Below are 23,008 nucleotides of genomic sequence, written 5' to 3'. Positions count from 1 at the left end.
TTTATTTTGCGCCAGGCCCCATGGACTTTTTCCTGATTGCTTTTCTGACCTTGCTCAACGGTGTGTTTGCCATGTCAGAGATGGCACTGGCTTCGAGCCGCAAAGCCCGGCTCTCGGCCATGGGCGAATCCGGCGACAAGGGCGCGCAGGCCGCGCTGGGGTTGCTGGACAACCCTACGCAGTTTCTTTCGTCGGTACAGGTCGGCATCACCTCTATCGGCATGCTCAACGGCATTATTGGCGAGGCGGCCTTCAGCAGCGGCCTGGCGGCGTGGATCCAGACCTTCGGCGTGCGGCCGCGCGTCTCCGAGATCACCGCTACCGCGCTGGTAGTGACAGTCATCACCTTCATCACCATCGTCTTTGGCGAACTGGTGCCCAAACGCATCGGGCAGCTCTATCCGGAAACCGTTGCACGTCTGGTTTCAAGGCCCATGATGTGGGTGGCGACGGGCTTCAAACCCTTCGTCAGGCTGCTGTCCATCAGCACGCTGGCGGTACTCAAGCTGCTGCGCATCGACAACAGCGCCGGCCGGGCCGTCACCGAAGAAGAGATCGCGGCCAGCCTGGAGGAGGGGGTGGACGCCGGTCTGATTGAGGAGCATGAACACCAGATGGTGCAGAACGTGTTTCTGTTGGACGACCGCCTGCTCACTTCACTGATGCTGCCGCGTTCCGACATCGAGTGGCTTGATGCTTCCGACACCATTGCCCAGGCCATCGACAAGGCGGGCGCCACCGGCCATTCGTGGTACCCCGTCTGCCGCGGCAGCCTGGACGACGTGGTGGGTGTAGTCAATGTGGCCAAGCTGCTGGCCTTGCGTGGCCAGATCCAGCCTGTGCCATCAACCCAGGATGCAGGTGCAGTGCCTTCGGTGACCGATCGTATCGGTGCTTACGCGGTGCCGGCGGTCTTCGTGCCGGAAACGCTCACGGGCATGGAGCTGCTGGAGCAGTTCCGGGCCCGTTCCACACGTATTGTTTTTGTAGTCGACGAATACGGGGTTGTGCAGGGTCTCATGACGCCCATGGACATGCTGGAGGCCATTACCGGTGAGTTGCAGCCCGGTGCGCAGATGGACGCATGGGCGACCGAGCGGGAGGACGGCAGCTGGCTCATCGACGGTGTCATGCCTGTCTCCGAACTCAAGGCTCGTCTGGATATCAGGGAGTTACCCGAGGAAGGTCGGGGGCGCTACAACACGGTGGCCGGCCTGCTTCAAAGCGTTTCGGGGCGGTTGCTGAAAACGGCCGAGCGGGTGGAATGCGCGGGCTGGCGTTTCGAAGTCCTTGACCTTGACGGCAAGCGGATCGACAAGATCCTGGCCAGCCCCATCCCGGTCGATTCCAATATGTAAATATTTGTTTCTTCCAATAGGCCGCTTGAGTTGTATTAACGGGATATATATGTGAAAAAAGGCCGCTTTTAGGTAGATTGGATTCAACATGAGTCGCCTTCACAACACCTTCATACGTAAATAGTTGTAACTTAACGGGGCTGTGTTTAAACTGAAAAAAAGTTAAGGCACTCATGTTTGATGTTTTTGTGTTGGCGCTCACTGCGACGGCGGTGTCTGCAATGGCGACGGGAGCAGCCTGCCACCATGGCTGGCTGGCGCGTTCCGCGCGCAAAAAAAGGCGCCTTCCCACGCATTGGCACCTGCAGCCAAGACCACTGGTACTGGAAGCCGAACAGGACGTATGGCATTGGCTTCAGCGGGCCTTTTTTGACCACCATGTCCTGATCAAAGTCCCGGTCATCCGCTTTGTCTCGCCGCGAACCGAAGCCGAAGGGCAGCGTTCCTTTGAATTGCTGAAAACCGTTTACTGCACTTTCACTGTATGTGCCGCGGATGGAACCGTCATTGGTTGCCTGGATGTCCCCGGTCCCCGGGGGCTCAAGGCCAGCAACCGCGACCTCAAGCGCAAGCTGTTTGAAGAATGCGGGATTGCCTACGCCGTCGTGCGTGCGAGCAACCTACCCACCCTGGAAGATGTTCGCGCGGCGTTCCTCGGAGAAATCGACCTGTCGGACGACGAACCCGCCGTGCTCGGCGAGCCTCCCCTGGCCTTGCCGGTCGAGGTGGATGCCGACGCCGATGCCATCATGGCCACCGTGCCCGATACCATGCGTGCGGCCAACGGAACTCTCCTGGAGGACGCGCCCAAGGTCGCCAGCATGGACATCGCGGCGGCCCGAAGCAGCCTGCAAGCCAAGCTGGAACGCAACCGCAGGATACGGTTCACCAATTTCGACCCGCTCAGCACCGGTTCAGGCATTGTTCATGACAACGCCGACCACAATTTTGCTGTGCAGTGGGAAGACTCTTTCATCACACCGGAAGAGCCGGATACGCCCAACGGCACCAACGCATGAACGTCTAAAGCCGCAGCGGTGTTGCGGTTTTCAGTCGTTGCTCAATTTGCTTTCGCGGTGTCAAACAATGCCTTCGTTTCCGCCGGCATCACGGTTGTCAGCGGTTTGCCGCCCGGTTTCATGGGTTTTAAAAACCATTGTTCATACCAACCCTGCGCTGCGCCGCTGCGCATGGATTCCTTGATAGAGGCGTTGACCAGGTCACCCATGGCTGCATCCCCCTTGCGGTAGGCGATGGCAATAGGTTCTACCGACAGGCGTTCCGGCAGGATCAGGTAGTCGCCTGCATTGGGCAGGCTCGCCAATTGCGCGGCGAGCGCTACACCGTCGCGGGCGTACCCTGCCGCCCAGCCCAGTTGCAACTGTCCGAGGGCGGCATCCGCGTTGACTGCTTTGGCATGTTGCCACTTCAATGAATGCTGCTGTGCGTAAAGCTCCAGCGCGGGAACCACGGTGGTGCCGGCAATGCCCACAATGCTTTTGCCTTGCAGTTGGTCGAGCGCGCTGAGTTTGTCCTTGGTGCGCACCGCCACCTGGACGGCTTCGATAAAAATCGGTGTCGAAAAATCCATCCGCGCCCGGCGCTCCGGTGTGTCGGTCACGTTCTCGCACAGCAAATCCACACTGCCTTCAGACAGCAGGCGTGTGCGGGCGTCCACGTACGTTTCGATATACCGCACCGGCAGGTTCGGCTTGCCGGCGGCCTGGCGTAGCCGCTCAATGATGGGTTTGCAAAATTCGATGCTGTAGCCGAAAGGTTTTTCCGCCGTCTGGTGAGACGAGAAAGGCGCGGAGTTTGCGCGGTAGCCCACATTGATCTGGCCGCGGCTCTTGATTTTCTCCAGCGTGGCCTGCGCTTGAGCCCACTGCGGTACGGCAATCGCCGCTATGGCCAGGACGGCCGGAAACAGCCGTTGTTGAAAAGGACGAAGTGGAAATATCCCCATACGAATCCCCCTGTTGCTGGGTTTGATTCTTATGGAAAAGGGCCAGGTTCGCAAACAATACGGGGTGATGGCTTTCCCGATACGACCAAGGTACTCATCGCGCTGCAATCATCGGCAGTTATGAATTAAAAAGGCCCAGGATCGCACCCACTGTTGATTCCAGGATGCTTTCAGTCCGGCAATGACCGCTGCAGAACTATTGTTGAACGTAAATGCATGCAGGCGGCAGATCGCTTTGATAGCGCTCATACATTGCCGAGTAAGCCGCCTCGATGTGACTGACGAACAAAGGCGTGTCAAACAGCGGTGCTGTCAGCCTGTTTCGAGCCAGTTTTTCCTTGATCTGTGCCAGGCGCCGGGGGACGGTCGCCAGTTCAATCGCAGAGGCCTCATAGTCCGTCATGTTCAAGGTAATCAGCTCGGTCAAGCCAACCGTATGCAGCAGGCTTGCGGCCACCCGGCTGGCGAAAGATTCGCCCATGCACGTCAATACGGGTAGTCCCGTCAACAGGGCATCATTGGCTGTTGTGTGCGCGTTGTAAGGCAGCGTATCCAAAAACAGGTCGGCCAGGCGATGCCTTGCCAGGTGGTCAGCGGGAGGCACCCGCTGCGCAAAAATCAGCCGCTCCGAGGCAACGCCTCTTCGCAATGCTTCTTCAGACAAGTTGCTGGCTGCTTTTGGGTTGTCCTCAAAAAGCCAGAGAACGCTTCCTTCCACCGCCTTCAATATTCGCATCCAGCAATCGAAAATTTCGGGCGTAATCTTGAAATTGTTGTTGAAGCAGCAGAAGACAAAACCCGTCTCCGGCAAGCCAGCTTCCCCGCGGCTCAATACCTTGCCGGAAATTAAGCGCTTGCTGTCGTTTGGTTGGTAGCTATTGGGAAGATAGACGATTTTTTCGCTGTACCACCGTTGACTCGCCTCCGGAATGATTGTTTTGTCTGCAATCAGATAGTCCATGAAATCGGCACTCATCGTTCCCGGATAGACGAGATAGTTCACCTGAACAGGTGCAGCTCTCAGGCTAAAGATATCTGGCCGGCTTCCAAGTGTGAAACCACTCAGGTCGATGGCAATATCTATTTCCAGGTCCCTTGACAGTTGTACGACTGCTTTGTCGGATTGGAGTCGAACATCAAGAAACTCGTCGAAAGTTGCCAAAGCCCTGTCTCTCATTGCGTCCCTCCTGTCGGGCCCAAATGAGAAGGCGTACAACTCAAACCTGGATCGATTGTGTTTCTCAAACAACTCAGCCATTAAATGCATGGTTGCATGGTCGTGAAAGTCAGCGGAAAAGTATCCAACCCGAATTTTGTCGCGTCGCTGGTGTTTGGGGATGACGCTGGCGATTGCTGAATCCAGGCCTTTGTCTTTGACCCATACGGTGGCCGCTTTGCCCTGTAATGACAAATCCGTTGTAAGTCCCAATGTACCAAACGGTATGGCGACTTTCCTCCCAGCCTCAATGTCCTGAAAAAACTTTGGTAAATCAGTTGCAAGCGAACGCCAGTCGCAAATTTTCATTTTTGCGTGCAACAGCGAACCAAATACGAACTCGGCATTGGCATTCAGTTCGATACCTCGCTTGTAACAATCGGCGGCAGCTTCATAGCGCTTCATCTCATCGAAAGTGATCCCTAAATTGATCCACACATCCGATAAATTTGGCGCAAGCGCCATCGCTTTCGCGTAAGAGGATTCGGCTGCCTCATGCTGCTTCAGTCCGTTCAACGCGACCCCCAGGTTGAGCCAGGCCTCGGCTGAATCCGGCGCCAGTTCGGTTGCCTTGCGGCAGGCGGCTTCAGCGGCCTCGTAATTTTTCTGGTCACTCAATACGCCGCCAAGATTCACATAGGCGGGAGCCAGACCCGGATTCAGTGCAATTGCCTTCCTGAAGGCCGTTTCGGCATCGTCCAGTCGTCTCTGTTTGCTCCGGAGTTTGCCCAGGTTGGAGTGGGCAAAAGCATAGTCCGGCGCCAGTGCCAGCGCTTGATTCAGACATTGCTCCGCCTCAAGATATGCGCCCAATTCGGTCAGCTGCAGGCCGATGCTGTTTTGCGCGTCCGCCGAATTGAGCGTTCGAACCCGGGCCTTTTCGAGGGCGTCTACCGCCTCAGGTTTTCTGCCCATCCCACCGAATGCGGTTCCCAGGTGATACCAGGCTTCAGGCAGGTCAGGGGCGAGTTGAAGGCTTCGTTGGCACCACTCGGCGGCGGCGGCGTATTCACCGCGAGCGTTGGCAGCGCCGGCATTGCCGATGTAGTTGGAAAGAAGCTGCTCCAGCATTTTGATTTTTTTTGGTTCCGGGAGGTTTATATCTTCGCATGCCCTTCGTGCGTAAACAGATGCCGCTGAGACCAGGGCTTCAGGCCTCCGAGCCCCTCGGACATTCACGCAATTACTGGATGAGTACGCGCATACTTTGCAGTCGGACAAGACGGGTGCGCAACCCGTAGGCCGCTTTAGTTGAGTCGGACTTTTTCAAGTGCATTCTCGCCATATGAAAAAGCCCCTGTTCCTTGCGAAACAGGGGCTTCAATTGGTGCCGGAGAGATGAATCGAACACCCGACCTTCTCATTACGAATGAGCTGCTCTACCGACTGAGCTACACCGGCTTTTTATGAAATACAGCCTTCAATTATAGCCCGGAGTGGTAAGAGGTCACCCGTTCGACCTCATTTTTGGAGCCGAGCATCACGCTGACCCGTTCGTGCAGCTTGGTGGGCTGCAAATCCAGGATGCGCTGTTTGCCGTTGGTCGAGGCACCGCCAGCCTGCTCGATCAGCCAGCTCATGGGGTTCGCCTCGTACAGCAGGCGCAGTTTTCCGGCCTTTTCGGGCTCTCGCTTGTCCCAAGGATACATGAAGATGCCGCCGCGGCAGAGGATGCGATGCACGTCCCCCACCATGGAGGCGATCCAGCGCATGTTGAAGTCCTTGCCCAGCGGACCTTCCTGGCCCTGCAGGCATTCGTCGATGTAGCGCTTGACTGGTGCGTCCCAGTGACGCATGTTGCTCATGTTGATGGCGAACTCTTTGGTATCGGCCGGGATTTTCACGTCCTCCTCGATCAGGAAGAAGGAGCCCTGCTCACGGTCCAGCGTGAACATGGCCACGCCATCGCCCACTGTCAGCACCAGGGTGGTTTGCGAGCCGTAGATGCAATAGCCTGCCGCCACCTGCTTGTTGCCGGGCTGCAGGAAGTCTTTTTCTTCCACGCCTGTGTGGCCTTCGGGCTTTTTGAGTACGCTGAAGATGGTGCCGATGCTGGCGTTGATGTCAATGTTGCTGGAGCCGTCCAGTGGGTCAAACAGCAGCAGGTATTCGCCTTGAGGGTAGCGGTGGGGCACCACATAGATGCTGTCCATTTCTTCCGAAGCCATGGCCGCCAGGTGGCCACCCCATTCGTTGGCCTCGATTAGCACCTCGTTGGCGATGATGTCGAGCTTTTTCTGCACCTCGCCTTGCACGTTCTCGCTGCCGGCCGTGCCCAGAACGCCACCGAGGGCGCCTTTGTTGACCGCCTGGCTGATGCTTTTGCAGGCGCGGGCCACCACTTCGAGCAGCAGGCGCAGCTGCGACGGAATGTGCCCATCCATGCGCTGCTTTTCAACGAGGTAGCGGGTGAGAGAGATTTTTTGGGACATGAGGGCTCCGTTCGGTTGAGGGATAGTTCGTTTGGGCAGCGTATGGCTGGGCGGGCGCTTAGCCAGGCTCGCCTTGCTGTTCGCGTTCTTCAAATTCGGCAAGCGTGGCCAGGGTGTCGTCCAACAGGTCCTCGTCGTCCTTCGCACGGGCAATGTCCACGCGTTGCTGGAAGAGGGCGCGCGCTTCGGCGGGCTGGTCCGTTTCGTGCGCGAGCACGCCGAGCTGGAACAAGGTGTCCAGCAAGATGTCGGTGTCCTGCAAGGCCTGGCCCAGCGCCAGGCGCTGTTGCAGCCAGGCCTGCGCCTGCGCATGCTCGCCCAGCTCGTAGGTATTTTGCGCCAGGTTGTTGATGAGGCCGCAGAGGCGCTTGTCCGTGTCGGAGCCGAAGGCGCTTTGTGCATCAGCCAGCAGTTGTCGGTTGTGCGCCAGTGCCTCGGCGAAACGGCCGGCCTCGTGCAGGGCATAGCCTGTCTCCTCGCGGATACCCAGCTTCTGCTCGGTGTTCAGGGTGGCGCCTTCGTGCGAGGCCCAGTGGACCGACTGCTGAAGGTGCTCGACGGCGGTGTCATATTCTTCGGCTTCCAGGGCCGACTCGCCGATGGCGTAATGCTGTTCGTAGCGCTCGGTGGGCGTGAGGCTGCCCTTGGCAGCGCGGATGGCCAGCGCGCGCAGGCCCAGGGGCAGGCCCTCGGCATCCAGCTGGCGTTTGCGGAACACCACGAACTGCAACCACAGCCAATCAGCCATCTCGGCGGAGTCGGCGCCCAGGGCCTCGGCCAGGGGCTCCAGCGCGGCCAGGTCGGCTGACATGCGCGAACCGCTGAACATGCCGCTGGCGTCGTACACCGTGTCGCGCAACGGGTTGAACTTCTTCGCAAACCGCTGTGCGGGGTTATTGAATGTGAACAATGCCATGGCGGGTGCCGTCCGCGTTCAGTCAGCCAGTGCGCGAGAGACGACTTCGTGTGTGTCCTTGCTCAAATCGGTCTTGGCCGCGACGCGTGCAATCGCCTCGCGCGCCGCGCTGCGGTAGGGCTCGGCCAGCTTGCTCCAGCGGTCCAGCGCACGCGCCAGTCGGGCGGCCACTTGCGGATTGATGGCGTCGAGCTCCATCACGCGGTCGCTCCAGAACACATAACCCGCGGCGTCCGCTCGGTGAAACGCAGCCGGGTTGCCCTGGCAGTAGGTGCTGACCACGCTGCGCGCGCGGTTGGGATTGCGCAGGCTGAAGTCGGCATGCCTCATGAGTTGTTTGACCGCCGGCAGGATGTTGCCGCCGCGGTCGGGCGCACCGGCCTGCAAGCCGAACCATTTGTCGATGACCAGGGCCTCGTCCTTGAACATGGCATGGAACAGTGGCAACGCCTCGGCGGCCAGGGCGTGGCCGCTGGAGACCAGCGCGGCCAGCGCGTTAAAACGGTCGGTCATGTTGCCGGCGTCCTTGAAGCGCTGCAGGGCCTTGCCCGGCCAGACGGTATCACCAGAAGCCTGCGCCGCCAGGCACAGGTGCGTGAGCGCCATGCCCGCGAGCGCCCGGCGGCCCGAGGAGGCCGGGTCTGGTGTGTAAGCACCGGTGTCGTGGTTGGTCTCATACACGGCTTGCCAGTCGGCAGCCAGGGCTGTGGCCAGCTGCAGGCGCATGGCTTCGCGCACTGCATGAATGCGCTGCGGGTCCACCACGTCAAGCTGCTCGGCCAGGTAGGTCTCAGACGGCAGCGTCAGCACCAGTTCTTTGAACGCGGAGTCCAGCGCGGGGTGGCGCAGCACCTGCCGCATCGCATCAAGATATGCATCATCCAGTACCGCAGCCATTACGGGGCCTGCGCCACCAGCTATTGATTTGATAGCGCGGGCGACTGCCAGGCGTTGCCCGGCTTCCCAGCGGTTGAAGGGGTCGCTGTCATGTGCCAGCAGGTGCAGCAGCTGGGCGTCGGTGTAGTCAAACTCCAGCACCACAGGCGCGGTGAAGCCGCGCAGGATGGAGGGCACCGGCTCGGCATCGATGTTGACGAAGGTCAGCGTTTCGCTGGCCTGCGTCAGCACCACGGTGCGGGTGCGGGCAGGTGCCTGGCTCTCACCGGCCAGCTGCAGCGGCAAGTCCTGGCCATCTGCGCCCAGCAGGCCCAGGCCGACCGGTATGACAAACGGCTCCTTCACGGCTTGCCCTGCCGTGGGCATGCAGCTTTGCGACAAGGTCAGGGTGTAGGTGCGTGCCGCCGCGTCATAAGCACCCTGCGCGTGCACACGCGGCGTGCCGGCCTGGCTGTACCAGCGCTTGAACTGCGGCAAGAGGCGCGCCAGGTCCGACATCGGGTTGGCGTCGGCAATCGCCTGCGCAAAGTCGTCGCAGGTCACGGCGTGACCGTCATGCCGCTCAAAGTAAAGCGTCATGCCGCGGGCAAAGCCCTCACGGCCCACCAGGGTCTGCATCATGCGGACGACTTCGGCGCCCTTTTCATAAATGGTGACGGTGTAGAAATTGCTGATCTCGACATAGCTGTCGGGCCGCACCGGGTGTGCCATGGGGCCGGCGTCTTCGGGGAACTGGGCGGTACGCAGCACACGCACGTCTTCAATGCGCTTGACGGCGCGGGCTGAAGCCTCGCCGCACAGGTCTTGTGAAAACTCCTGGTCGCGGAACACCGTGAGGCCTTCCTTCAGGCTGAGCTGGAACCAGTCACGGCAGGTGACGCGGTTGCCCGTCCAGTTGTGGAAGTACTCGTGGCCGACCACGCTTTCGATGTTGGAGAAATCAACGTCGGTGGCGGTGGCCTGGTTGGCCAGCACGTACTTGGTGTTGAAGATGTTCAGGCCCTTGTTTTCCATCGCGCCCATGTTGAAGTCGCTGGTGGCGACGATCATGAAGCGTTCCAGGTCCAGCGGCAGGCCGAAGCGGGCTTCGTCCCAGGCGACCGAATGCATCAGCGAGGCCATGGCGTGCTCGGTCTTGTCGAGGTCGCCGGGGCGTACATACACCTGCAGCACGTGCTCTTTGCCTGCGCGGGAGGTGATGCGTTGCTCGCGGGCCACCAGCTGGCCGGCCACCAGGGCAAAGAGGTAGCACGGCTTTTTGTGCGGGTCTACCCACTTGGCGAAATGCCGCGCGCCGTTGGGGCCTGGCTCCAGCGGGCCCTGGCTGACCAGGTTGCCGTTGGACAGCAGCACCGGGTACTGCGCCTTGTCGGCGCGCAGGGTCACGGTGTAGCTGGCCATCACGTCCGGGCGGTCCAGGAAGTAGGTGATGCGCCTGAAGCCCTCGGCTTCACACTGAGTGAAGAAGGAGTTGTTGCTGACGTACAGACCCATCAGCTTGGTGTTTTTGGCGGGGCAGGTCGTGGTGAAGATTTCCAGCTCGAAGGGCTCGGTGCCTTCTGGCAGGTTTTCCAGCACCAGTTGGTTGCCTTCCATCTTGAAGGAGGTGCCCTGGCCATTGACCAGAACGCGGGAGAGGTTGAGCTCTTCGCCGTCCAGCTTCAGGGCTTGTGCCGGCACGTCCGGGTTGCGGCGCAGGCTCATCTTGTTGAGCACGCGCGTTTTCTGCGGGTCCAGGTCAAAGCACAGATCGACCGTGTCTATCCAGTAGGCGGGCGCGACGTAGTCGGCGCGGTTGATGACCACCGCGGCGCCGGGGCTCGCTCCGTCAAGCATATGCAGCATGGTTAATTCCTGAAAATCAAAATTTCACAACTTCCGGAGCGCGTCGAAAGGCACGCGCTCACACGCCCTCACACACCCTGTTTGAGGGAGGCTTCAATAAACACATCCAGGTCGCCGTCCAGCACTTTCTGGGTGGCCGAGACTTCCACGTTGGTGCGCAGGTCCTTGATGCGGCTGTTGTCCAGCACATAGCTGCGGATCTGGTGGCCCCAACCCACGTCGGTCTTGGTGTCTTCGAGCTTTTGCTGGGCTTCCTGCTGCTTGCGCAATTCAAAGTCATACAGCCGTGAACGCAGGCGCTTCCAGGCCACGTCGCGGTTGCTGTGCTGGCTGCGGCCGTCCTGGCACTGCACCACAATGCCGGTCGGGATGTGCGTCAGGCGCACGGCCGAGTCGGTTTTGTTGATGTGCTGGCCGCCGGCGCCGCTGGCGCGGAAGGTGTCGGTGCGCACGTCTGAAGGGTTGATCTCGATTTCAATCGAGTCATCGATCTCGGGGTAGACGAACACCGAAGCGAACGAGGTGTGGCGCCCGCCGGAGGAGTCAAACGGCGACTTGCGCACCAGGCGGTGTACGCCGGTTTCGGTGCGCAGCAGGCCAAAGGCGTATTCGCCTTCGATCTTGATCGTTGCGCCCTTGATGCCGGCGGTGTCGCCGGGGGATTCGTCTTCGACGGTGGTCTTGAAACCCTTGCGCTCGGCGTACTTGAGGTACTGGCGTAGCAGCATGCTGGCCCAGTCGCAGGCTTCGGTGCCGCCCGCGCCGGCCTGGATGTCGAGGAAGCAGGGCAGGGGGTCGGCCGGGTTGTTGAACATCCGGCGGAATTCCATCTTCTCGACTTCAGCGGCCACCTTGGCGGCTTCGCCTTCAATCGTCTGCATGCCGGCGTCGTCGCCTTCGGCTTTCGACATCTCGAAGAGCTCGGTGTTGTCGGCCAGCTCGGCGCTCAGGCGGTCGATCACATGGACCACGTCTTCCAGCGATTTCTTTTCCCTGCCGAGTTCCTGCGCGCGTTTGGGGTTGTCCCAGACCTTCGGGTCTTCCAGTGCGGCGTTGACTTCGTTCAGCTTTCGTTCTTTGGCAGGGTAGTCAAAGATACCCCCGAAGTTCATTCACCCGGTTGCTGAGGTCCACGAGCTGGTTGCTGATGAGGTTGATGCGTTCTGCGTCCATGATTTTTCTGTCCTGAAATGGGTAAGTGCCGCATTGGCGGCTGAACCCGTCATTTTCTCATGATGCAGGGCCTTTCAGGCCAAGAACCCCTCAATCAGTGTTGCCAGCTGTTCGGGCTGGTCGTGGTGCAGCATGTGCCCGGCATCCTGGATCACGGCGACACGGGCTTCGCGCACCTGTTTGAGCCGTTCGTGGTACTCGGCCAGGGAGTATTTGCCCTGCCACCAGGTGGCCAGGGAATCGTCGGACGCCTCGACGGCCAGCACCGGCGCGCTGATGCAGCGGTAGACCTCGAGGGCTTCATCGACGCGGTAGAGCTGCGCGCTGGTGATTTTGTGCGCCGCTTCCCCCAGAATCTCCCATTTCCCTTCGGCATTCTGCCGGGACCAATGGCTGGCCAGCCAGCCGGCCTTGTCGGCGGACAGGCGCGGGTTGGTTCTCATCAGGCGGCGTGCCACACCGGCCACGTCGGCATAGGCTTTGAGTTCCAGCTCACCCCGATGCAGGCTTTTGAGTTCGTCTATCCACTTGGCATAACGCCCCGGCGCCTGCTCGGGTTTGCTGGACGGCAGGCCAAAGCCTTCCAGGTTGACCAGCCTGCGGATGCGCGCCGGCCGTACGCCCGCGTACAGCATGGCGACATTGCCGCCCATGCTGTGGCCTACCAGGTCAACGGGTTTGTCGCCCGCATAGTGGTCAAGCAGAAAGTCCAGGTCGGCCAGGTAATCGGGAAACCAATAATTGTCGGCAGGGTTGCCTGCGGGGCCGGAACCAGTCAACCCGAAACCGCGCCAGTCGGGCGCGATGATGGTCCGGCCTTGCACGAAGGCGTCCGACAGTGCGTCCACCATGAACTGGTAGGAGGCTGCCACATCCATCCAGCCGTGCACCAGAACCAGCGGCGGCAACGCGGGGTTGGCAGCCGCGGTACTTTCCCATCGCCATACGTGGTAGCTGAGCCCGCGTATAGGGACAAACTCGCTGCGTGATGATCGTTTTTCTTTGTACATTGGGCTAAGAACCTCTTTACGATTTAAACGGGGTCGCGTTGGGGTGCAATCGGGATGAGTAGGCCGACCGGGTCCGCCGGATGGGCTAATGCCCATGCAAGGAACCGGGTGGCTCAATCGCCCGATTTCACCCCAACCCGAAGGGCAAGCCCCTTCTCGGGCGGTCTGCGGCGTTGCGGCGCTAACCCATAGCTATGCTATGGGCAGCGCGCCGCGCCTTGCATCCCATCCCGAGAAGGGGCTTGCGCGACCGCGTTTAAATCGTAAAGAGGTTCTTAATGATAAAGAGACACGAATCGAAACGCAGTCAAGGCAGCGACAAGACCGGTGGCGGCAGGAATTCCTCGGAAAGTGGACCGGTTGACCTGTATGCAGCGCTGCATGCCGGCTTCCGCTGGCAGGTCGACGAGCACTTCAACATCGCTGAAGTGTGTTGCAGCCGCTGGGCCAGGGGTGAAGGTGCAACGGCGGGTGCTACAAAAAGAATAGCTGTTCGCGCCCACAAACCGGGCGCTGCAGCCGTTTCTTATACCTATTCGGAACTGCAGGGCGCTGCCGATGCCCTGAGCCATGTGCTGACCGGCCTGGGGGTACAGCGCGGCGACCGTGTCGCCATCGTGATGCCGCAACGCTTTGAGACCGCTGTGGCCTATATGGCGGTGTTCCAGATGGGGGCTGTCGCCATGCCGCTGTCCATGCTGTTCGGCCCTGACGCGCTCGAATATCGCCTGCAGGACAGCGATGCGGTGGTGGCCATTTGCGACGAAAGCTCGATAGACAGCCTGAATGCCATCCGCGGCAACTGCCGGGCATTGCGCACGGTGGTGGCCGCCGGTACCGCGAAGGGCAAGGGAGACCTCGACTACGCAAGCGCACTGGCCGCCCAGAAAAATGCCTTCACCGCCGTCAAGACCAAGGCCGACGAAGGCGCGATCCTGATCTACACCAGCGGCACCACCGGCCCGCCCAAGGGTGCGCTGCTGCCGCATCGCGCCTTGATCGGCAACCTGCCCGGCTTCATCTGCAGCCAGAACTGGTTTGGCTTTGACGGCAAAACCAATCAAAAGTCGGACGCTGTTTTCTGGTCCCCGGCAGACTGGGCGTGGACTGGCGGGTTGATGGACGCCTTGCTGCCCAGCCTCTACTTCGGCCGGCCCATCGTTGCCTTCAACGGGCGCTTCAGCCCCGAGCTCGCCTTCAGCCTGATGGCGGAACAGGGCGTCACGCACACCTTTCTGTTCCCGACGGCCCTCAAGGCCATGATGAAGGCCTACCCCCGGCCCCGGCAGCATTTCAAGCTGAAATTGCAGGCCATGATGAGCGCCGGCGAAGCCGTGGGCGATGCGGTGTTTGCGTACTGCAAGGATCAGCTCGGTGTGATCGTCAACGAAATGTTTGGCCAGACTGAAATCAATTACGTGGTGGGCAACTGCAGCATGAACAGGGTTCATGGCGAGCGCAGCGCCGGGCCGCCCCAAGCAAGCTCAGCCCCCTCGGGGGGCAGCGCATTACACGAAGTGAAAAGCGTGGGGGCGTTTGCAGGTTGGCCTGCCCGGCCGGGCAGCATGGGCAAAGGCTATCCGGGCCACCGCGTGGCAGTGATTGACGACGAAGGCAATGAATGCGCAGTCGGCGTGCCGGGCGATGTGTCGGTCAACCGCTATGACATTCACGGCGACCCCGACCCAATCTTCTTTCTGGGTTACTGGAAGAAAGACGAGTCCACCCGCGGCAAGTTCACCGGCGACTGGTGCCGTACCGGCGACCTGGCAAGGCGCGATGCCGATGGCTACCTCTGGTACGAAGGCCGCGCCGACGACGTCTTCAAGGCCGCCGGTTACCGCATCGGCCCCGGCGAGATCGAGAACTGCCTGGTCAAGCACGCAGCCGTCGCCAACGCCGCCGTGGTGCCAAAGCCCGACCGCGAGCGCGGCGCAGTCGTGAAAGCCTATGTGGTGCTCGCTCCTGATTTGATAGCTGCTCGCGCAAGCCACCAGGGCGGTGCAGCCCGATTTGATGATGAATTGACGCTGCAGCTGCAAGCCCACGTCAAGACCATGCTGGCGCCGTACGAGTACCCGAAAGAGATTGAGTTCATAGACGCGTTGCCGATGACGACCACCGGAAAAGTCCAAAGGCGCGTGCTGCGCTTGCAAGAGGAAGAGCGTTTCAAAGCATCAAAAGCGTAGTACGAACTGCCATAAAAAAAGCACCCGAAGGTGCTTTTTTTTCGCCAGCAGGGGCCGGGATCTGGCTTTGCCAGTCCCAAGGCGCCTGTCCCCTGCAAGGGGAGGTGGCGCTACACGAAGTGAGCGCCGGCAGGGGTGTTCAGTTCATTCCAGCAGGCGCCGCGGAACTGGCTTTGCCAGGCCGCTAGCGCCGTCCCCTGCAAGGGGAGAGGAGGCTACACGAAGTGAGCCTCAACAGGGGTGTGCTTACCTCGCGGCGACTTGTTCGGCCACGTAGATTTCAACGCGGCGGTTCTTGTCGCGGCCTTGCTGCGTGTTGTTGTCCGCCACCGGTTCGCGCGAACCGCGGCCGTCAGTCACGATGCGGGTGCGCGCCACGCCGCGGCTGACCAGATAGTCGCGGGCCGAATCGGCACGGTCAATGGACAGCGGGTTGTTGATGGCGTCAGAGCCGGTGTTGTCGGTGTGGCCGATGATGGTCACCGTCGTCACCGGGTTCTGGTTCAGGCTGGTGGCGAACTGGTTCAGGATGGGGGCAAAGTTCGGCTTGATGGCGGAACGGCCCACGTCAAAAGAAACGTCGCTCGGGATGTCGAGCTTCAGGCGGTTGTCGGTGGTCTGGCTGACGGCCACACCGGTACCAACAGTCGCCCTTTCCATCGCAGCTTTCTGGTCCTGCATTTTCTTGGACCAGATATATCCGCCGCCGGCGCCTATAGCACCGCCCAGAACAGCGCCGGTGGCTGCGCCTTTGGATCCGCCGGTTGCCGCACCCAGCACCGCACCTGCTACGGCGCCAATACCGGCGCCCTTGGCGGTGCCCTGCTGTGTTTCGCTCATGTTGGCGCAACCAGAGAGGGTCAACGCAGCCAGCGCCGCGCAGGTAATGGATGTGATGGTCAGTTTGTTCATGAAATGCTCCTCGGAAAGTTAATGTAGGTATCGGAGTGAAGGAGAGCGGTTGTCGGTCTCACGTCAATCAGCAGCGCATTAAAGCGCGGGTGTGTGAATACTAGGCATGCAAAAAGTGAGCAGTTGTAAGACAAGGGCGCGAGATATGCGCGCCTGCACGCCGTTTACGGAGACCTTAAACTAGCCGTTTTGTCAATTCCGTGAATTCCGTCACAGCGTTTTTGCTGTTGTACGGCCTCTTCAATCTCACATGTGACTCCTCCATGAATAAAGTTCAACTCGGCTCCAGCGACCTTCACGTGACCCCCATTTGCCTGGGCACCATGACATTCGGCGAGCAGGTGGGTGAGCCGACGTCCCATGCCATCCTGGACCGCTCGCTGGAGCGCGGCGTCAACTTTCTCGACACCGCCGAAATGTATTCAGTGCCGGCACGCGCCGAAACCTGCGGTTCGACCGAAACCATCATCGGCAACTGGTTCGCCAAAAATCCTTCCGCACGCAACAAGCTGGTGCTTGCCACCAAGGTAGCCGGCCCTTCGCGCGGCATGCCCTGGGTGCGTGACGGCAGCGGCATGACGGCCAAAGACATCCTGGCTTCGTGCGATGCCAGCCTGAAGCGGCTGAAAACCGACGTGATCGACCTCTACCAGATTCACTGGCCCGAACGCCACGTGCCGGCGTTTGGCGCGCTGTATTACAACCCTGCGCAAGAGCGCTCGGCCACGTCGATCCATGAGCAGCTCGAGGCACTCGGCGCTTTGGTGAAAGCCGGGAAGGTGCGTTTTATCGGGCTTTCCAACGAAACCCCGTATGGCGTGCACGAGTTTGTGCGCCTGGCCGAGCAGCACGGTTTGCCGCGTGTGGCCACGGTGCAGAACCCATACTGCCTCGTCAACCGCACGGTGGAAAACGGCCTCGATGAAACCATGCACCGCCTTGGCGTCTCGCTGCTGGCCTATTCGCCCCTGGGCTTCGGCTTGCTCACAGGCAAATACGATCAGTCCGGCACTGAAGGCCCGGCGGCACCCAAAGATGCGCGCATCGCCAAATTCGAGTCGGTGCGCAAACAACGCTGGGGCCGCCCCGAGGCACTGGCAGCCGCACGGCGCTACAACGCGCTGGCGCGTGACAACAAGCTGACCCCGACCCAGCTGGCGCTGGCGTTCTGCTATACCAAGTGGCAGGTGGCCAGCACCATCATCGGCGTGACCTCGGTCGCGCAGCTGGATGAGGACCTCGATGCCTGGGGCACCACGTTGGCGCCGGAGGTCCTGGCCGAGATCGACAAAATTCGCTGGGAATCGCGCGACCCGGCTCTGTGACTGGATCGCGGAAGGTGCGAGGCGCATGGTTCGCTGCTCATTCCTAATCAAGCAGGGGCCGCGGAACCGGCTTTGCCGGGCCGCAGGCGCAGCGGCCCCCTCGGGGGGCAGGGAGCTACACGGAGTGAGCAACCGTGGGGGCTAATAAGCACGTCAGCGAGACACCGGCTACTGCCTTGCTAAAGGTCAACAAGGTACCGTTCACCGAGCACCCTTACGAATACCTCGAACACGGCGGCGCACAGCACAGCGCCGAGGTGCTAGGTTTCGACCCATTCACCGTCGTCAAAACACTGGTCATGCAGGACCAGGACGCCAAACCTTTGCTGGTGCTGATGCACGGCAACCGCAAGGTCTCCACCAAAAACCTGGCGCGGCAGATCGGCGCCAAGTCGGTCGAACCGTGCAAACCCGAAGTTGCCAACCGCCACAGCGGCTACCTGGTCGGCGGCACATCGCCTTTCGGCACGCGCAAGGCGATGCCTGTGTATATCGAGGAAAGCATCCTGGCCTTGCCCAAAATCGCCATCAACGGTGGGCGGCGCGGCTACCTGATTGGTATTGACCCGCAGGTTTGTGTCACCTTGCTGGGTGCAAAATCAGTCAACTGCGCATTGAGTATGGACAACGCAGCGGGCCACGGCTGAAATGCCGGTGGCCACCACATAACAAGGGAGATGAATTTGGACTACGTGTATTCAGCCGGCGCGACCTTGCTGGCCTACCTGATCGGCTCGCTGTCGTTTGCCGTCATCGTCAGCCGGGTGATGGGTTTGAGTGACCCCCGCAGCTACGGCAGCAAGAACCCCGGCGCCACCAACGTGCTGCGTTCCGGCAGCAAGGCCGCGGCGGCAATCACGTTATTGCTGGACGGCCTCAAGGGTTGGGTGCCGGTGGTGCTTGTGAAGTGGTTTGGCGGTGACTATGGCCTCGGCGAAGGCACGATGGCTGCCGTGGGGCTGGCGGCTTTCCTGGGTCACCTCTATCCGGTGTTTTTTCAGTTCAAGGGTGGCAAGGGTGTCGCGACGGCTGCGGGCGTGTTGCTGGGTGTCAGCTGGGTGCTGGGTGTTGCCACGCTGGCAACCTGGGTGATCGTCGCCTTTTTCTCGCGCTATTCCTCACTGGCATCACTGGTGGCGGCCGTTTTTTCGCCGCTGTATTACCTGTTTGGCGACCGGGCCGCCTGGTATGTCGACAAGAACCTGCTGGCCATGATGGTCGTTGTCAGTGCGCTCCTGATCTATCGCCACCGCGAGAACATCAACAAGCTGATCAAGGGAACCGAGTCGAAGCTGGGCGGTTCAAAACAGGCCACCAAATAGCCCGGCCGGCAACGCACCGCGGAGGGTTAATAACGCTTGTCCAGCGTCATGAGGTTGTTGTCGCGCTTCATCTGAAAACGCGATAAAAAGCTGTTGCCCAACAGCAGAAAAGGCATGGGTTGCGGTGTCACCACGGCATCGACATCAAAGACTTCGACATCGCCCACCCGCACCGAGTTGAGCTTGATGCGGTAGCCCGGTGTAACACCGTTGGCTGTCGACATGCGCACCGGCTGGCCGTCTTTATAGTTGATGCCAGCGCGTTCGGCGTCAGCGACACTCATGGCAACGCTCGTGGCGCCGGTGTCAACCATGAACTGCACGGCCTTTCCGTTGATTTGCCCGGCCGTCATGAAATGGCCGCCACCGCTTTCGCTGATGGTGATACGGGTACCCCGTCCGGCTGAGGCGGTACTGCCGCCGGAGTTCACCGGCGCGTCGCCCACCCGCAGCGTGTGGCGCTTGCCACCCTGCTCGATGACAGCCTGGTCGCTGGTGGTGGAAATAATCTTCACGCCCTGGTGTGTTTCACCGGGGGCCACGCTTTTGGGCGGGCTGCCGTTGACCACCAGCAGGGCCTTGGTGCCCATCATGCCGGCCAGGGCTACGGATTGAACTTCGTTCTGCGCCTGGGCCGCACCGTGCAGCAGCAAAGACGCGGACAGCAAAAATGCTGCTTGGGTGAGGGCAGGCGGAAGATTCATGGCAATCCTAATCGCGACGGTTGTCAAAACTCAGCGGAAAGTCCTTCATCTCCGACAGGATCAGCGCCATGGCGGCCTGCAGGTCGTCGCGCTTGGCGCCCGTGACACGGACTTTTTCTTCCTGGATGGCGGCCTGCACCTTGAGTTTGCTGGCCTTGATGGCGGCCTGGATCTTCTTGGCGGTTTCGGTGTCGATGCCATTGCGGACCTTGTTGGTCTGCTTGACCTTGTCGCCGCCGATTTTCTCGATCTTGCCGGTGTCCAGAAAGCGCACATCAACGCCTGCCTTGGCGAGCTTGGAGCGCAGGATGTCATTGATCTGGTCGATCTGGAAGTCGCCGTCGCCGACGAGGATGATGTCCTTGTCCTTCAGCTCGATGGAGGCCGAGGTGCCCTTGAAGTCAAAGCGATTGCCGACTTCCTTGCCGGTGTTTTCCACGGCGTTTTTGACCTTGACCAGATCGGCTTCAAGAACGGTGTCGAAAGAGGGCATGGTGCAAGTCTTTTTTACGGGGGTTGGAGTGAGACAATCACCCGGATGTTAGTCGAGAAAAACGTTCCACTCCAGCATTCCAACACCTTTGGCATCGTCGCCAAGGCGCTCAGCCTGGTGCGGGTGACAAAGGAGGCCGATATTGCCGCGGCTTTGCAGGATCCGGCCCTGAAAGCTGCCCCCAAGTTTGTGCTGGGTGGCGGAAGCAATATCGTGCTGACCGGGGACGTCAAACCGCTGGTCCTCAAGGTCGAAATCATGGGCAAGCGCTTGCTCCGCGAAGACACCAAGTCCTGGATCATTGAGGCAGGCGCCGGTGAAAACTGGCACGACCTTGTCACCTGGACGTTGCAAAACGGCTACCCGGGCCTGGAAAACCTGGCATTAATCCCCGGCACGGTCGGTGCCTCACCGGTGCAGAACATCGGTGCCTATGGCGTGGAGCTGCAAGACCGCTTTGAGTCGCTCGACGCCATCGACTTGACGACCGGCCAGCCCTTTACCCTCAATGCCGCGCAATGCGCGTTTGGCTACCGTGATTCGGTGTTCAAACACAGCAGTTCGGCGCCCGCACCGGGCGGCCATGGTTTTGGGCTGGAAGGCAAGGCGCTGATCACGCGGGTACGGTTTGCCCTTCCCAAGGCATGGAAGCCGGTGCTGGGCTATGCCGACATCGACAAAAAAATGGCGCAGTCCGGCATTCAGGCGCCCGACGCACAGCAAATTTACGACTGGATCTGCGAAATCCGCAAAGCCAAGCTGCCTGATCCGCAAGTGATTGGCAACGCCGGCAGCTTTTTCAAGAACCCGACCGTTTCGCCCGAGCAGTGCGCCGACATCATTCAGAGGGAGCCCAAAATCGTTCACTACCATCTCGCCGATGGCACGGTCAAGCTGGCCGCCGGATGGCTCATTGACGCCTGCGGCTGGAAGGGCAAGACCATCGGCAATGCCGGTGTGTACGAAAAACAGGCACTGGTGCTGGTCAACCGCGGCGGCACGGCCGACCCGGTCACGGGCGGCGAGGTCATGACGCTGGCCAAGGCCATCCAGACCAGTGTGTACGAACGCTTTGGCATCCTGCTGGAGCCTGAACCGGTGGTGGTCTGATGGCGACCGCCGGAAAGGTCTACACGGGGCCAGACATCGCACTCTGGCGCCGCCTGGTGCTGCGCCACGCGCGGCAGCTTGCGGTCGTGCTGGTCATCCTCTGGGTGGTGCTGATGATGGCCGGCGAGGCCGGCTGGCGCAAGCCGGTGGGGCTGGCAGCTGGCGTATTCGGGCTGCTCGCCGCCATGGTGGTGCTGGCCGTGTGGGCAACGCGTGAACGCGAACGCCTGGTGCGCGAGGCGCCGCTGCCGCAGTTCCTCAAGCGCAAGCTGCGCGACACCTACCCGCACCTGAGCGCCAAAGACACCGAGCTGGTCGAGCGCGGGCTTCGGCAATTCTTCCTGGCCTGCGTGCGCAGCAAGGGCAAGTTTGTGGCCATGCCGTCGCGCGTGGTCGACAGCATGTGGCACGAATTCATCCTGCACACACGCGCCTACCGTGAGTGGTGTGACCTGGTTCTGGGCCGCTTCATGGACCATGTACCGGCCGAAGTGCTGGGCAAGCAGGCTTCCAGCAACGACGGCCTGCGGCGCGCCTGGTACTGGGCCTGCCGCGACGAGGCCATCAAGCCGCGCTCCCCCAGCCGCCTGCCGCTGCTCTTTGCCCTGGACGCAAAGCTGGCGATCCCCAACGGCTTTCATTACCTGCCCGACTGCAGCCAGCCTCAGCGTGACGACGGAACAGGCTCAGCGGGCGCCTATTGCGGCGAAAGCTTTTCCGACGGCAGCTACAGCGGCGATGCGGATGGGTTTGGCGGCTCCGACAGCAGTAGCAGTAACTCCAGTGACGCAGGCAGTGACGGCGGTAGCGACGGTGGTGGATGCGGCGGCGGTTGCGGCGGGGGTGGGGATTAGCGCGTGGCCAGGGGATGAAAGGCCACCGAAAAAGCCGCCCGAAGGCGGTTTTTTGATGTTTGCTATGCTTTTCATAGCTGCTAGCGCACATTCCAAAAGGGCTAGAGCCCAATTCGACTTAGAAATACCGCCATGGCCGGGGTTTTGTCCATCTGACCACCAGCTTCCCCACCGCCACCCCGGCGGTCTAGGCGCTGGAAGATCTGGGCATCGTCACGGAGCTGACCTGGCAGAAGAAAAACCGCAGGTACAGTTACACGGCGTACATTGCACTGCTGGCTGAATAAGAAATTCGAGGGGAGGAGAGCATGCTCATCAAATCAGCGGACGACAAGTCCAAACGCCTGGCCTTGCTGCAGGATTTACAGCAGTCACCACTGCTGGACGCCCGCCAAAAAGAGTGGCTGCGCGTTGAACTGCGCAACCTGACCGCCGGCATCAAGGGCGAACGAGAGGCCGCCTTCCACCTCGACGGCCATTACAAGGACGGCCAAAACAACGTACTGCTGCACGACCTGCGGTTCACGATCGATGGCGAGGTGGCGCAAATTGATCATTTGGTCATCAATCGCACCGGCTACATGGTGCTGATTGAAACCAAAAACTACTCAGGCGACCTAGAAGTCAACGCCCATGGCGAATTCACCGTGCGCTATGGCAAAGAGCGGTACGGCATTCCATCCCCTTACGAGCAAAGCCGCCGCCACGCCCGCATCCTGAGCAAACTTCTGGAGCAGCTGGAAATCAGTACCCGCACCGACAAGCTGCCCGAGTTCCACAACGTGGTGCTGATGCACCCGCAAGCCATCATTCAGCGGCCAGACGCCAAGGCGTTTGACACCAGCTTTCTCATCAAGGCAGACCAGTTCCGCGCCTGGCATGAAAAGCTGGTGGACGGCTTCAGCACCGGCGGCTTGTTCAAGGCCATCTTCAACATACGCAGCCCAGACACCATCAAGGAGTGGGGCGAAAAGCTCAAACGCCAACACCGCCCGGCAGACCAGATGGACCTTCCAGACTGGATGCAGCCCAAGCCCCAGTTGGCAAAGGCGGTGATGGAGCCCCGGCCTGCAGCACCTGTGTTTGCAGCATCATCCGCCACCCCGGCACCCGCGCAGGCCGACGCTTCCTTGGCCAAAAAGCTGATCTGCGCCCATTGCCGTGAGAAGATCAGTTTCCCCGAAGGCAAGTTCTGCTGGAACAACGCCAAGCGGTTTGGCGGGCTGCAGTATTGCAGGGAGCACCAAGGATTGTTTCAATAGAGCAACCACGTTCAGATATAGAGC

Annotated in this window: 19 protein-coding genes and 1 tRNA gene; 9 read left to right on the top strand and 11 right to left on the bottom strand. The window is 60.6% G+C overall.

Going from position 1 to position 23,008, the window contains the following annotated elements; all coding sequences use genetic code 11:
• Positions 1–20 precede the first annotated feature (20 nt).
• On the top strand, positions 21–1,358 hold the full coding sequence (locus AC1DYR_RS04455; RefSeq protein ID WP_477704004.1) for a hemolysin family protein: 1,338 nt from the start codon (positions 21–23) through the stop codon (positions 1,356–1,358).
• Between the two features lie 173 nt (positions 1,359–1,531).
• On the top strand, positions 1,532–2,377 hold the full coding sequence (locus AC1DYR_RS04450) for a DUF2726 domain-containing protein (RefSeq protein ID WP_477704003.1): 846 nt from the start codon (positions 1,532–1,534) through the stop codon (positions 2,375–2,377).
• A gap of 41 nt (positions 2,378–2,418) precedes the next feature.
• Here AC1DYR_RS04450 and AC1DYR_RS04445 read toward each other — a convergent pair whose 3' ends face one another.
• The 8 genes from AC1DYR_RS04445 to AC1DYR_RS04410 all read right to left on the bottom strand — a co-directional run bounded on the left by AC1DYR_RS04445 (position 2,419) and on the right by AC1DYR_RS04410 (position 12,813).
• Complete coding sequence (locus AC1DYR_RS04445; protein WP_477704002.1) at positions 2,419–3,324, bottom strand: amino acid ABC transporter substrate-binding protein; 906 nt, start codon at positions 3,322–3,324, stop codon at positions 2,419–2,421.
• A 196-nt stretch (positions 3,325–3,520) separates the two neighbouring features.
• Positions 3,521–5,611 carry a tetratricopeptide repeat protein gene (locus AC1DYR_RS04440; protein WP_477704001.1) on the bottom strand — a complete coding sequence of 697 codons (2,091 nt, stop codon included), beginning with the start codon at positions 5,609–5,611 and terminating at the stop codon, positions 3,521–3,523.
• A 254-nt stretch (positions 5,612–5,865) separates the two neighbouring features.
• A tRNA-Thr gene (locus AC1DYR_RS04435) sits at positions 5,866–5,941 on the bottom strand.
• 23 nt (positions 5,942–5,964) lie between these two features.
• Complete coding sequence (locus AC1DYR_RS04430; RefSeq protein WP_477704000.1) at positions 5,965–6,972, bottom strand: class 1 fructose-bisphosphatase; 1,008 nt, start codon at positions 6,970–6,972, stop codon at positions 5,965–5,967.
• 58 nt (positions 6,973–7,030) lie between these two features.
• Positions 7,031–7,888 carry a tetratricopeptide repeat protein gene (locus AC1DYR_RS04425; RefSeq protein ID WP_477703999.1) on the bottom strand — a complete coding sequence of 286 codons (858 nt, stop codon included), beginning with the start codon at positions 7,886–7,888 and terminating at the stop codon, positions 7,031–7,033.
• An 18-nt stretch (positions 7,889–7,906) separates the two neighbouring features.
• Entirely contained in the window at positions 7,907–10,630 is a 2,724-nt protein-coding gene (gene pepN, locus AC1DYR_RS04420) for an aminopeptidase N (protein ID WP_477703998.1), read from the bottom strand.
• A gap of 68 nt (positions 10,631–10,698) precedes the next feature.
• Positions 10,699–11,803, bottom strand: a protein-coding gene (prfB, locus tag AC1DYR_RS04415; protein ID WP_477647881.1) for a peptide chain release factor 2 whose coding sequence is annotated in 2 segments (ribosomal slippage) — positions 10,699–11,721 and positions 11,723–11,803 — 1,104 coding nt in all. Because the reading frame shifts where the segments join, the coding sequence is not laid out codon by codon here.
• Between the two features lie 74 nt (positions 11,804–11,877).
• Complete coding sequence (locus AC1DYR_RS04410) at positions 11,878–12,813, bottom strand: alpha/beta fold hydrolase (protein WP_477703997.1); 936 nt, start codon at positions 12,811–12,813, stop codon at positions 11,878–11,880.
• A 278-nt stretch (positions 12,814–13,091) separates the two neighbouring features.
• Between AC1DYR_RS04410 and AC1DYR_RS04405 the strand changes: the two genes are divergently transcribed.
• The gene (locus tag AC1DYR_RS04405) at positions 13,092–15,002 is read left to right on the top strand and encodes an AMP-binding protein (RefSeq protein ID WP_477703996.1); all 1,911 of its coding nucleotides are present in this window, start codon (positions 13,092–13,094) and stop codon (positions 15,000–15,002) included.
• Positions 15,003–15,248: 246 nt separating this feature from the next.
• On the opposite strand, the gene AC1DYR_RS04400 is transcribed toward AC1DYR_RS04405, so the two are convergent.
• The gene (locus AC1DYR_RS04400) at positions 15,249–15,914 is read right to left on the bottom strand and encodes a YiaD family glycine zipper/OmpA-like lipoprotein (RefSeq protein ID WP_477703995.1); all 666 of its coding nucleotides are present in this window, start codon (positions 15,912–15,914) and stop codon (positions 15,249–15,251) included.
• 263 nt (positions 15,915–16,177) lie between these two features.
• Between AC1DYR_RS04400 and AC1DYR_RS04395 the strand changes: the two genes are divergently transcribed.
• The 3 genes from AC1DYR_RS04395 to plsY all read left to right on the top strand — a co-directional run bounded on the left by AC1DYR_RS04395 (position 16,178) and on the right by plsY (position 18,561).
• Positions 16,178–17,239, top strand: a complete 1,062-nt coding sequence (locus tag AC1DYR_RS04395) for an aldo/keto reductase (protein WP_477703994.1) — start codon at positions 16,178–16,180, stop codon at positions 17,237–17,239.
• Between the two features lie 134 nt (positions 17,240–17,373).
• Positions 17,374–17,886, top strand: coding sequence for an aminoacyl-tRNA deacylase (locus tag AC1DYR_RS04390; RefSeq protein WP_477703993.1), 513 nt, complete (start codon positions 17,374–17,376; stop codon positions 17,884–17,886).
• 36 nt (positions 17,887–17,922) lie between these two features.
• Complete coding sequence (plsY, locus tag AC1DYR_RS04385) at positions 17,923–18,561, top strand: glycerol-3-phosphate 1-O-acyltransferase PlsY (protein ID WP_457280957.1); 639 nt, start codon at positions 17,923–17,925, stop codon at positions 18,559–18,561.
• 26 nt (positions 18,562–18,587) lie between these two features.
• Here the strand turns inward: plsY and AC1DYR_RS04380 are convergent, their stop codons facing one another.
• Both AC1DYR_RS04380 and AC1DYR_RS04375 read right to left on the bottom strand, forming a co-directional pair.
• Positions 18,588–19,265 (bottom strand): retropepsin-like aspartic protease family protein, encoded by a 678-nt coding sequence (locus AC1DYR_RS04380; RefSeq protein WP_477703992.1) that lies wholly within the window; start codon positions 19,263–19,265, stop codon positions 18,588–18,590.
• Between the two features lie 7 nt (positions 19,266–19,272).
• Positions 19,273–19,758: a YajQ family cyclic di-GMP-binding protein gene (locus AC1DYR_RS04375; protein WP_477703991.1), complete on the bottom strand. Its 486-nt coding sequence runs from the start codon at positions 19,756–19,758 to the stop codon at positions 19,273–19,275.
• Between the two features lie 45 nt (positions 19,759–19,803).
• Between AC1DYR_RS04375 and murB the strand changes: the two genes are divergently transcribed.
• The 3 genes from murB (at position 19,804) to AC1DYR_RS04360 (ending at position 22,984) form a co-directional block, all read left to right on the top strand.
• The gene (gene murB / locus AC1DYR_RS04370; protein ID WP_477703990.1) at positions 19,804–20,868 is read left to right on the top strand and encodes a UDP-N-acetylmuramate dehydrogenase; all 1,065 of its coding nucleotides are present in this window, start codon (positions 19,804–19,806) and stop codon (positions 20,866–20,868) included.
• On the top strand, positions 20,868–21,722 hold the full coding sequence (locus AC1DYR_RS04365) for a glycine-rich domain-containing protein (RefSeq protein ID WP_477703989.1): 855 nt from the start codon (positions 20,868–20,870) through the stop codon (positions 21,720–21,722). The genes murB and AC1DYR_RS04365 overlap by 1 nt, the downstream gene beginning before the upstream one ends.
• 308 nt (positions 21,723–22,030) lie before the next feature.
• Entirely contained in the window at positions 22,031–22,984 is a 954-nt protein-coding gene (locus AC1DYR_RS04360) for a nuclease-related domain-containing protein (RefSeq protein WP_477703988.1), read from the top strand.
• Positions 22,985–23,008: the final 24 nt, after the last annotated feature.

This window comes from Polaromonas sp. P1_F9 (assembly GCF_056405615.1).
The sequence above is the reverse complement of the archived record's forward strand: the minus strand, read 5'-3'. Positions and strand labels throughout refer to the sequence as shown.

What these genes read in the sequence shown, in the direction of transcription:
- AC1DYR_RS04455 (WP_477704004.1), top strand. Translation starts at nt 21, where the DNA reads ATGGACTTTTTCCTGATTGCTTTTCTGACCTTGCTCAACGGTGTGTTT.
- AC1DYR_RS04450 (WP_477704003.1), top strand. Translation starts at nt 1,532, where the DNA reads ATGTTTGATGTTTTTGTGTTGGCGCTCACTGCGACGGCGGTGTCTGCA.
- AC1DYR_RS04445 (WP_477704002.1), bottom strand. Translation starts at nt 3,324, where the DNA reads ATGGGGATATTTCCACTTCGTCCTTTTCAACAACGGCTGTTTCCGGCC.
- AC1DYR_RS04440 (WP_477704001.1), bottom strand. Translation starts at nt 5,611, where the DNA reads ATGCTGGAGCAGCTTCTTTCCAACTACATCGGCAATGCCGGCGCTGCC.
- AC1DYR_RS04430 (WP_477704000.1), bottom strand. Translation starts at nt 6,972, where the DNA reads ATGTCCCAAAAAATCTCTCTCACCCGCTACCTCGTTGAAAAGCAGCGC.
- AC1DYR_RS04425 (WP_477703999.1), bottom strand. Translation starts at nt 7,888, where the DNA reads ATGGCATTGTTCACATTCAATAACCCCGCACAGCGGTTTGCGAAGAAG.
- pepN (WP_477703998.1), bottom strand. Translation starts at nt 10,630, where the DNA reads ATGCTGCATATGCTTGACGGAGCGAGCCCCGGCGCCGCGGTGGTCATC.
- AC1DYR_RS04410 (WP_477703997.1), bottom strand. Translation starts at nt 12,813, where the DNA reads ATGTACAAAGAAAAACGATCATCACGCAGCGAGTTTGTCCCTATACGC.
- AC1DYR_RS04405 (WP_477703996.1), top strand. Translation starts at nt 13,092, where the DNA reads ATGATAAAGAGACACGAATCGAAACGCAGTCAAGGCAGCGACAAGACC.
- AC1DYR_RS04400 (WP_477703995.1), bottom strand. Translation starts at nt 15,914, where the DNA reads ATGAACAAACTGACCATCACATCCATTACCTGCGCGGCGCTGGCTGCG.
- AC1DYR_RS04395 (WP_477703994.1), top strand. Translation starts at nt 16,178, where the DNA reads ATGAATAAAGTTCAACTCGGCTCCAGCGACCTTCACGTGACCCCCATT.
- AC1DYR_RS04380 (WP_477703992.1), bottom strand. Translation starts at nt 19,265, where the DNA reads ATGAATCTTCCGCCTGCCCTCACCCAAGCAGCATTTTTGCTGTCCGCG.
- AC1DYR_RS04375 (WP_477703991.1), bottom strand. Translation starts at nt 19,758, where the DNA reads ATGCCCTCTTTCGACACCGTTCTTGAAGCCGATCTGGTCAAGGTCAAA.
- murB (WP_477703990.1), top strand. Translation starts at nt 19,804, where the DNA reads ATGTTAGTCGAGAAAAACGTTCCACTCCAGCATTCCAACACCTTTGGC.
- AC1DYR_RS04365 (WP_477703989.1), top strand. Translation starts at nt 20,868, where the DNA reads ATGGCGACCGCCGGAAAGGTCTACACGGGGCCAGACATCGCACTCTGG.
- AC1DYR_RS04360 (WP_477703988.1), top strand. Translation starts at nt 22,031, where the DNA reads ATGCTCATCAAATCAGCGGACGACAAGTCCAAACGCCTGGCCTTGCTG.